Raw genomic sequence first — 10,132 nt, 5'->3', positions numbered from 1 at the left:
TCATGGGGTGCGACTGCCGCTTGCCAGTCTCGAAGCATTGGTTGCGATATTTCAATCCACGCACCCTCATGGGGTGCGACGAGGGACTGGTCCCTCGCCTTGACGTAGTTCAAAATTTCAATCCACGCACCCTCATGGGGTGCGACTGCCGCTTGCCAGTCTCGAAGCATTGGTTGCGATATTTCAATCCACGCACCCTCATGGGGTGCGACAAAATGAGCTGCGGTGACCATTTGGAGCTTCTTATTTCAATCCACGCACCCTCATGGGGTGCGACTGGACATCTTGAATTTTTCTCCGTCATACCATACATTTCAATCCACGCACCCTCATGGGGTGCGACCGTGACGTCCTGCCCGTTTGTGATGGTGACTCCTATTTCAATCCACGCACCCTCATGGGGTGCGACCAAATGTCTCTTCATTGTTCAGCTGGTCGAAGGTATTTCAATCCACGCACCCTCATGGGGTGCGACACATTCCCGTCAGCAGTCTTTTCAACCTGTTCCAGATTTCAATCCACGCACCCTCATGGGGTGCGACGAATTCATCCGGGGTCACGTCGGAATTGCCATAATTTCAATCCACGCACCCTCATGGGGTGCGACGGCCCCGAGGTAGTAGCTCCCGATCGGATAGGTCATATTTCAATCCACGCACCCTCATGGGGTGCGACTATCCGGAGCGGCTGGTTCAGCTGGAGTTCCGCCAATTTCAATCCACGCACCCTCATGGGGTGCGACGACGATCGGGCTTGTACCGTCTTTCGTCTTCTTATTTCAATCCACGCACCCTCATGGGGTGCGACGCAGCTTCCATTCTCTCCGCCATACCTACGCCACATTTCAATCCACGCACCCTCATGGGGTGCGACCATAATAATTTCTGCCAATTTCCAAGGCGATGTTTTATTTCAATCCACGCACCCTCATGGGGTGCGACAACCAGCCGCTCCGGATAGACTATGCGGAGACAATTTCAATCCACGCACCCTCATGGGGTGCGACATATTATCAATAACATAATAACCAAGTTCTGTTGATTTCAATCCACGCACCCTCATGGGGTGCGACAGCGATGACGAGAAAAAGGATTCCCAGGAGCAAAATTTCAATCCACGCACCCTCATGGGGTGCGACAATATCCTTAACGAGGTAGGCACCGTCTGAAATATTTCAATCCACGCACCCTCATGGGGTGCGACTCTAGTGTTTCAACAGGTCCTCATGTTCATGTTATTTCAATCCACGCACCCTCATGGGGTGCGACCTGCAGGGCGATAAAAAGAAATCCAAGCTTAATAAATTTCAATCCACGCACCCTCATGGGGTGCGACAGGCAATCTACAATGCCCAGAACGGTATTTATCATTTCAATCCACGCACCCTCATGGGGTGCGACTTTCAATTCTTAAAGCATTCCATGCGGTACTGGAATTTCAATCCACGCACCCTCATGGGGTGCGACTGTATATGGAAAAGATTTAGTAATTATCGCTAAAATCATATATGATTCTGCGAACCTCAATCTTTTCCATTTTTTAGCCTCATTTTATCGTTAAATTCGAGGCTTTTTCTGATGTGAGCTTATGGTTCGCATCAGAGTATCAGGGTATCATCCGGTGCTTCCACTTTCTTGATGCCAAAATGCATGATTTTCCCATGGAAGTGATTTCCCAGATTATAAAGCCTGAGGCTGTCACTATCCATATCAATCAGTTCTTTGAGCTGACCTTGAATGGTAACAAGCTGTGCTTCATTCAGGGAGCATTCAAAAACCGAGTTTTGGACTCTCCGGCCATAAGATTCACAGCACTTTGCTACTTTCCTGAGCCTTTTCCTGCCGGCAGCGGTTTCTGTATTTACGTCATAAGTTATGAGTATCAGCATAATCATTGCCCCAGGAAAGCGGGATACTGATCCAGATCATTTCGGATGTACCTGGCTAAAAGCATGGCCTGCACATATGGAATCAGTCCTCTTGCTATTTTCTCTTTTAAGAAAGGATGCAGTATCTGTTCTTTTTTCTTATCCTGCCATTGAGTCAGGAATTTCTTGCGCCCATCATCATTCAATAGGACTGCACCATTTTCAGTGATATTGAAGTCTTTCGCATTTACAATGCGATTATTAATCAAAGTCAGGACAAAACGGTCTGCTATGGGGCTTCTGAGTTCTTCCATCAGATCCAATGCCAGAGATATTCTTCCGGGACGATCTCTGTGAAGGAATCCGACATAGGAATCCAGCCCTACTGCCTCCAGGGCATTGGCACAGTCATGAGCCAGGATCGTATATGCAAAGGAAAGAAGGGCATTGGTCCGATCAGGAGGAGGTCTCTTATTTCTCCCATTGAAGAAGAAATGTTTCTTGTCGGCCAGTATCATTTTCTCAAAAAGGGAGAAATAAACCTGGGCGGCATTTCCTTCGATTCCCCGAATGGTTTCCAATGAATCCGCATCCAGCGCATCATTGGCAGACTGCTTCAGTATGTCGGTTGCTGCGTCGAAAGATTTCTTATCTATGGATAAAGGATGATCTCTCATTGTCCGTCGAAGAACGACTCTTTCATTGTAGATTTTCCCGGCAATCATGCAGGCTGCAATCGAAGCGGATTTATTTTCATCATCCGATATACGATATTGCTCTTTCCGCAGAAAGACGTTTCCATTACTTTTCCCATTCACCCGAGCCAGGAATCGCCCCTCCGGAGTGAGGAAACATAAACCGATGTGTCTTTCAGCACAGGCACCCATCAGTTGAGGACTGGCGCCGCTTCTGCTGAAGGAAATAATATTCTCCAGATTAATCAATGGAATTTTCTGTACGACATTCTTGCCTTTCCAGGCCAGAATGTTCGCATTTTCCAGAGAGAGGTAAATATCTTCTGAAAGGATATATAGTGTGTTCAGAAGTTTCTTCAAGATTTATCCTCCCGAATACGATTGTAATAATCGGAGACGTTCGTCATGGTCATTAATTTGGGCAGACAGATATCTTTCAGAGAACAGGATTGACAACGTTTATTCTTTTTTACTCTGGGTATGAAGTGCTTTTGGTAAATAGAATGCATTTCTGCAGCTGCTTTTCTCACCTTTTCCCTGAGTTCATCTGTCAAGAGAACGGCACGTCTTCTTCTGATTTCGTGATAGAATATATCTCCTTCCGGGATATGGCAGGAAAGCATTTCTTCGAGGCACATAGCCTCCAGGCAAAGCTGAAGCTCATCAGAATCATCCGATTTATCTTTCCCTCGTTTATATTCGATGGGCCTGACAAGCCAGGTACCCCGATGGCCTTGAAGAATCGCTCCATGACCACTTTCATCACGAGTAAATTCTACTACGTCACATTGTCCGGACATCCCCAGCGTCGGCGATGATACTCTCAGTCCTCTGATGGTTAAAATTCCATTTCTCGTTTCGGAAAAATCAGTATTGTGAGCATTTTTATGAATCAGCTCGCCTTCCGCCGTCAACCGATTTTCATCCCATTCCTGATCAATATGAATCAGGGCCCATTGCCGACGGCAGAAAGCGAAGTGCTGGATTCCGGAAATCATCAGATAATCTTCTTCATCATACATCAGATTTTCTGCTCGATATGAACGCCTTCAGGGAGATTCTTTTCATCGATAGTCACTTCATAGTCGCTGTAAGCTCTCGGTACTTCGACACCTTCTTTTTTGTGAACATCCACAAGATCAAAGAGTTTATAGGATGGAGCATTGCCCAGAAGGCTGTCATGTTTGAATACAATGAGTTTTCTTACGGCCATATTGCCTCTAGCAGCGGAATGGTCATCTTCAAACATGTTAATGATTGCTTTCCAGAGAAGTTCAAGGTCATCTTCAGTGAATCCTGTCTTTTTTGCCAGATTGGCAGATACATAGCCTTCCACCTGATACAGGCCATAAGGAATAATGTATTTCCTTCCCATTTCATTCCGCTTATTTTCTGCATCTTTTTCAGTCGTTATTGCGACACGGGTAATAGTAATTTCCTGCGGCAGCACTTCGTCAATAGAGCGGGCAAATCCAAGCTGCACCGGGCCTCTGACCTGTCCGCAATTCAATGCGCCAGTCATGAAAGTGGTCATGACTGCACCAAAAGTACGGATATCATAGAAATTCTGGCACATATACTTGCAGATTTTAGTATCAATATCCTTATCTTTTTTCTTGGCCTCTTTCATATCTTTGGCTCCGGTGTATTCAAGAGCTTCCTGATCATTCAGATTGAGTGGCACTTTTTCCTGGATGTAAATGCGATGGCCTTTTTCATTTCCGGTTGCTTCGGCCCAGGCTGTTACATAATTCCTGATTTTTCTCTTCAGGCAGACATCGGTAACGATGCCAAGTCCGGTTTCCGCATCGACTCTCGGCATATTCCCTGCATCGGGATCCCCATTGGGATTGCCGTTCATTACGTCGAAAAGAACAATGAAATCATATTTGTTGGAAATTACGTCTGCCATGTTAAGCTTCCTCCTTCTTGGAATATCTTGCCTGTGTTTCCTGATAATAACCTAAAATGAATGCGCCCTGTTCTTCCAGGGAAAGTCTCTTTGGAAATGGATTTCCACTCTCCGGCATGGGAATCTCTGCCATGAGTGCCTGCACTTTTTTCGAATCGTTAATCCTGAATGCTTCGTTTTTGATTTTCTTCAAATGGGCATTGGCCAGTTTGAGGAGAACCGGGTAGGTGACTGCCGGCGTCGAGCAGGCAGCATTGAAATACCGATCTTTAATGGTGGATGATATACCCGGGTTCGCTTCTTTCTGGATACTCTCGAGAACAGAGAACAGTCTCCCGAGGATATAGGAAATTTCCTTACAGTTTTCGTTCACTTTCATTTGTAATTGACCCTCCCATCTCTTACTGTGGTTTCTTAACAGATAAGCTTTGATAAATCCGGCCTTAATGTAGCCGATTTTTCGATATATAGTAGTTCCCTTCTCGTTTTTTTCGTCACGGTCCGAGAATATTCTAAGCAGTATATTCTGATAAGTGGTTTCGGGATAAGGCTGTCCATTGAATACTGCTTTCATGAGCATACCGGCCATGACAGGGGAAGCGGCGGAATCATTGGAATGATGATTGGCCGTTTCCGCCAGAAGCTGCCAGAAAGGAATCCAGGGCTTTTTGCCCGGCGGTCCTTCGATAGTCATTCGCTGCTGATGATCCCAGACGTTTTTCATGGCTTTGCCAAATGAATTCCGAATGAAGAATCGTACAGCTACCCGGGCAGCATTGGGAGCCAGACCAAGGATATAGAAAGGTTCTTCCGGATTCAGTTCAGTTTCGTTAAGATCTGCGGGTATTCCCTGGACCAGGTTACTTACGGCCCGATGGATATCTTCATTGCTGATACCACAGTCTTCTCCGTTAGCATAACTATCGAATACGTCCATGTACAAAGGTTTGGCATTTTCTGTCCAGAAAACAATGGTTGTATTACCTAAAACTTTGACATGCTTTTTGTCTGCCAGGAGATGATTCAAGGCGGAACCATAAGCAAATGCCGCATATTCACTGACCGGTGCATTGAGCCCCTGATCTTTATTATGTCCATAGGATTCAAAAGAGGGAGCATTGAAGGAAACAAGAGCTGCCCCGCTGCTCTGTGCATCTCGGACACCTTTCAGATTTGGATGAAGTATGGCAATAGGTTGATCTTCTATTCCGGTTACGAGGCACTGCCCTCTGACCTTATTTCCAACTTTATCCTTGCCGGCTCTATAACGCTCCCAGGCTTTTTGAACTTCCGGATCTCTACATACGTCTTTTCCATCATGTTCAAAGATGAAGTTGGAAGCCTTATATAAATCGTCAAGTTGATTGGCTATTAATGGGATGGTTGCTGCCTTTTCGGGGACCCAGGTATCAAAGAAAGCTAAAACTGCTTTTGCGGCAGGCGATTTACAGGAATCCAGTATTTCATGATGAAGCTTTTTTGATGCTTCGAAGCAGCGCTTTGTTCTTTCTTTTTTCCCTTTATTATCAATGCCAAGAATGTAGGAATTCGTGTCGCATAAGAAATTGGGAGCTATCCCAACGCTTCTCTTCACAGGCTGAGGGACGCTCATTTCTGGCGGTATTTCTATTTCCTTTTTGCCTCTTGTGACTTTCACTTTAGCTGATAGAATACCGATAAGCTGGCCATTATCATCAAGGGCCAAACGATGTGATACTTTCGATTTACCCCAGCCCGGGGATTCTATTTCGCCCTGGGTTTTAAGTTCTTCATAAAGGTGAACAAGTGCCTGCAGTATCATTTGTGCACCTCACAATTCCTTAAATCCATGACTCCTTTATCCAGTTTCGCATGGAAGAAAGAGGGGGTAATGTGCGCAGGATCACTATAATCCATATCATATAGCATGTAACCCAGGTCTCTTGTTTCCGGATAAGGATTGATTGTTTCATTATCTTCTACAAGCCGAAAGGCAGCAGGAAACTCCCGGGTTCCCAAATAGGGCTGATGATAGCATTGGCCTTTTCTTGCCCGTCTTCTGAGCATTTCGGTAAATTTACCAGGGTTATCCAGTGGAGAAGCTTTATCAGTCATTTCAAAATGAATCGTTATGCAGTAGTGCACATCCTGGAGAACAAGGGCTGCTCTCTGTACGATATCTCCTGATGTATACAGAGCTATCGGCTCTCCTGTCTGTGCAGTTTTCATAACCGATGATGCCAGAATTTTTGATTTGACCTCATTTCTTCTGATATTGGTGGTTTTAATCGGCGCCAACAAATCGATTTCATCCACTACATATCGAAGTCCCGGATGCCAGAAAATCGCCTCTACCAGACCTCGGGCGGCAGACGGGGTCATCATATCATAGGTGACTCTTTCTACTTTCATTTCCGGTCTGGTAAAGCATGCATATCGTCCCCAGCATTCTATTCGTGTTCCAAATGCCATGAAATATCTCCTTTCTTTATAACATAACGCCCATTCCCTCTTTGTGGATATAGGTCAATCCTTTTATTTTGTCATATATGCCCTGGTTCCAGGCTGGTTCTGTGAGAATAGCCATTTCTTCGTCTAATGGCTCTATAAAACCATCATCCCTAAGTTGTTCATAAAGGCCCGGGACCTGACTTTTCACACTGCTCTGAACATTAATCATATAGAGAGATGCTTTCCTCATGAGTTCTCTGGTCCGAATTCCCTGCCTGAGTTCCAATTCCAGATGTTTCGCCTCCTCATTCCACGGAATAAAAACCGATTTCGTAAAATCTTCAATCAGTTTCATCTCTTTTCCAATTGTCTCAAATGCAAGATTTGAAGAAAGACCTATAATATCCTTTTTATCTAGTATAGCTTCTTTAGCATTATAGAGTTCATGGAAGTAAGTACTAATTGCTTGAGGCGATGAAATATCCGGGTGAATTTTCTCCGCTATTTCGGCAGCCTGTTTTTCCTGCTGCATGAAATGGGACTTTTGGTTTTTTTCAGTGGTGAAAACATGAGCAACACTTTCTTTCCAGGTATGTTTTCCATTTCTGTTACAACGGCCGGCCCCCTGAATGATACTGTCCAAACCGGTCATTTCAAGATAAACAGCAGGAAAATCAATATCTACGCCTACTGAAATAACTGAGGTAGATACTACCCTGCATTTTCTTCCTGCTTTCAAATCTGCTTTTATACGAGAAATCACATGTTTTCGATGGATCGGACAAAGTTGAGTGGACAGATAGTACAGTCCTTCAGACCTATTAATTCTGCCCCTCAATGAGTCAAAGATTTTCTCCGCTTCGCCTTTCGTGGTACATACGCAAAGTATCTGGTCTTTTGCTGACATTGCATCGGCGATATCAGCATATTCCAAAAGGCCTTCATTTTTATATTGTACTCTTCTGAAGAATCGGTACATTTCATTAATATGATTCATGATTTCATGGGGCTTTTCTTCAAGAAACTGCCCCAAAGGAGGCTGGGTTGCGCTGCACAAAAGGAGTGTACAATTCCAATCATCTGACAGCCCCTGCAATGCCTTCATTACAGGTTTCATGGAGTTGACCGGAAACATTTGCGCTTCATCGAATACAATGACACTGTTTCCTATATTATGCAGCTTTCGGCATTTTGAAGTTCTATTTGAAAAAAGTGATTCAAAAAACTGAACATTTGTCGTCACGATGACAGGTGCATCCCAGTTTTCTGCAGCAAGTCTTCTCTTTTCCATGCTTTCATCAGAATCATCATATCCTGCCTGGCTGTGGGCTTCTATAATATCCTGCCTTGGAAGAAATTCGCGAAATACGTCAGCAGTCTGTTCAATGATAGATGTGTACGGAATTACATAAATAATTCTTTGCTTTCCTTTGATTGCTGCATGGCGTAGGGCAAAGGCAAGGGAAGACAAGGTCTTTCCGCCTCCGGTTGGTACCGTCAGAGAATAAATTCTATCGCCCATGTCAGCCGATTCTATGCACCTACTTATAATATCGGTTCTTTTTCTATTTAATGGGGTTTGTGGATTAAAAAAGCCTTTGCGTTCCAGCTCCTTTTGGAAAAGTTCCCACAAATAAGGAATCTCATGGAAATGTCCACGCATAATTGTCCCGTGATTCATGAAATTTTCCGTGTCCAGAAAATCTGCATCTACAAGACAAGAAAAAATCATTCGAATGAGAAGGGCTATCCTCACAGGATCCTTCTGAATATCTTTACCGGGTATAAAAGATATTCCCTGGGGATTTACCATTTCTTTCATATAGTTAGAATAATCGGGTATATCCTTTTTCAATCTTGCCTGTAAAGTACGGTTGATTCCGGAGAAATCACCCTTTCCACCCCAGTCAGGAATTCCTGCATGATGTCCGGCAATGCAAAAAGCGCCAATCAAAGAAAGGAGCCTCAAGCTCTTTTTTTCACGATAAAAAAGCTGGGCTCCCGCCGTTGAATGGTCTACTTTTGCAGTCCTTTCTCCCCTTATATACTTTTGAAATTCATCTGAATATTTGCCAATATCATGATAGAGGCCAATCAGGGCAGTTGCCTCCTTCAGGCCTAAAGATTCTCCAAATTTCCCTGCCAATAGAGAAACATGATTCAGATGATCCGACAAGGTCTGTGGTTTTCTGCCATCATCAGTGCTATGAGCAATAAAGCAGGAATCTTTATTCATCATGATTTCCCCCATGTTTTGAACACTTTAGAAAATCGAATGTTCTATCGTTGTTTATATTATATCATCTGAGTAGGACAATTGTTGTCCAATGATATTGACAATATTATCAATTACTTGCACCGCTCCAGTCCCCGATGCAAGCCCCAGAACCAAGAATTTCCATGCGAGTCATTACGGAACCTCTGGCAGCCTCAATGGAAAAATATATAATTGGCGGGATTCCTATTCTGACGCCCGCCACCTTCCCGAGTCCCGATGTCCCGAGTCCCGATCGATTCAAAGCCTTGAAGACAGCTGAAATTTCAAAGCTGCGAAGAACTCAGCCCCGAAAGGAGCCCCGCAGGGGAAAAGAGCTCCCCCATTCCGCTATCCTTTCACGTCGTAATGCCTCAAACATTCCCTGCCTCTATCGGAAGGCAAATCCCCCATTACGATATCCTTTCGAGTCGTAATGCCTCGGAAATTCCATGCCCCTATCGGAAGGCAAATCCCCCATTCCGCTATCCTTTCACGTCGTAATGCCTCGAACATTCCGTGCCTCCATCGGAAGGCTCTGACAGGGCCATATAAAAAAGGCGCAGCTTCCTTCTGTTGCTGCGCCACCTGCCCGATAGCCACGATATTCACGAAAATCATGATGCATTCATTGTTTCTTTGCTGCACCGATACGGATGATTTTCAGCCAGGCCCTGATGGAACCAGAATATAAAAAGGCGCGGCTTCCTGATTTGTGCCGCGCCACCACCCCGAGTCCCGTTTCCCGAGTCCCGATCGATTCAAAGCTGCTAGAAAAAGCTATTCAATCAAAGTTTCATCACTTTCAGTCCCTGATGCGAGTCTCGGAACTCGGAACTTCCATGCGGGGAAACAAAAAAGCCGCCCACTATGACTAGTGGACGGCTTTTTGGGTACAAAAATAAACTCCCTTTTGAGAATACATCTCGTTGTCCGGATTTCCGATCTTACCTGTCAATCGGCTGCAGAAATTC

At 44.7% G+C, this 10,132-nt stretch carries 7 protein-coding genes and 1 CRISPR repeat array; all 7 genes read right to left on the bottom strand.

Translation table 11 applies throughout. The features are described 5' to 3' along the window. Positions 1–48 precede the first annotated feature (48 nt). A CRISPR array of direct repeats spans positions 49–1,466; the repeat unit is 32 nt; unit sequence ATTTCAATCCACGCACCCTCATGGGGTGCGAC. A 131-nt stretch (positions 1,467–1,597) separates the two neighbouring features. From cas2 to cas3, 7 genes are read right to left on the bottom strand one after another with little or no spacing between them, the layout of a single operon-like run. Then, a complete protein-coding gene (gene cas2, locus VZT47_RS07700) occupies positions 1,598–1,888 on the bottom strand; it encodes a CRISPR-associated endonuclease Cas2 (RefSeq protein WP_330224390.1) in 291 nt (96 codons plus the stop codon). A gap of 2 nt (positions 1,889–1,890) precedes the next feature. Further along, positions 1,891–2,922, bottom strand: a complete 1,032-nt coding sequence (gene cas1c, locus VZT47_RS07695; RefSeq protein WP_330224389.1) for a type I-C CRISPR-associated endonuclease Cas1c — start codon at positions 2,920–2,922, stop codon at positions 1,891–1,893. Then, the gene (gene cas4, locus VZT47_RS07690; protein WP_330224388.1) at positions 2,919–3,584 is read right to left on the bottom strand and encodes a CRISPR-associated protein Cas4; all 666 of its coding nucleotides are present in this window, start codon (positions 3,582–3,584) and stop codon (positions 2,919–2,921) included. Before cas4 ends, cas1c begins: the two co-directional genes overlap by 4 nt. Next, positions 3,584–4,474 (bottom strand): type I-C CRISPR-associated protein Cas7/Csd2, encoded by an 891-nt coding sequence (gene cas7c / locus VZT47_RS07685; protein WP_330224387.1) that lies wholly within the window; start codon positions 4,472–4,474, stop codon positions 3,584–3,586. Before cas7c ends, cas4 begins: the two co-directional genes overlap by 1 nt. Position 4,475: 1 nt before the next feature. Beyond that, complete coding sequence (gene cas8c / locus VZT47_RS07680) at positions 4,476–6,275, bottom strand: type I-C CRISPR-associated protein Cas8c/Csd1 (RefSeq protein WP_330224386.1); 1,800 nt, start codon at positions 6,273–6,275, stop codon at positions 4,476–4,478. After that, complete coding sequence (gene cas5c / locus VZT47_RS07675) at positions 6,272–6,925, bottom strand: type I-C CRISPR-associated protein Cas5c (protein ID WP_330224385.1); 654 nt, start codon at positions 6,923–6,925, stop codon at positions 6,272–6,274. Before cas5c ends, cas8c begins: the two co-directional genes overlap by 4 nt. Before the next feature lie 16 nt (positions 6,926–6,941). Next, positions 6,942–9,143 (bottom strand): CRISPR-associated helicase Cas3', encoded by a 2,202-nt coding sequence (cas3, locus tag VZT47_RS07670; protein ID WP_330224384.1) that lies wholly within the window; start codon positions 9,141–9,143, stop codon positions 6,942–6,944. Between the last annotated feature and the right edge of the window lie 989 nt (positions 9,144–10,132).

It is taken from the genome of Dialister sp. (genome assembly GCF_036343215.1).
Taxonomy (GTDB): domain Bacteria; phylum Bacillota; class Negativicutes; order Veillonellales; family Dialisteraceae; genus Dialister.
This window is presented reverse-complemented; position numbering and strand designations above follow the sequence as displayed.

Coding starts and splice junctions, on each gene's coding strand:
- cas2 (WP_330224390.1), bottom strand. CDS start 1,888: ATGCTGATACTCATAACTTATGACGTAAATACAGAAACCGCTGCCGGC.
- cas4 (WP_330224388.1), bottom strand. CDS start 3,584: ATGTATGATGAAGAAGATTATCTGATGATTTCCGGAATCCAGCACTTC.
- cas7c (WP_330224387.1), bottom strand. CDS start 4,474: ATGGCAGACGTAATTTCCAACAAATATGATTTCATTGTTCTTTTCGAC.
- cas8c (WP_330224386.1), bottom strand. CDS start 6,275: ATGATACTGCAGGCACTTGTTCACCTTTATGAAGAACTTAAAACCCAG.
- cas5c (WP_330224385.1), bottom strand. CDS start 6,925: ATGGCATTTGGAACACGAATAGAATGCTGGGGACGATATGCATGCTTT.
- cas3 (WP_330224384.1), bottom strand. CDS start 9,143: ATGATGAATAAAGATTCCTGCTTTATTGCTCATAGCACTGATGATGGC.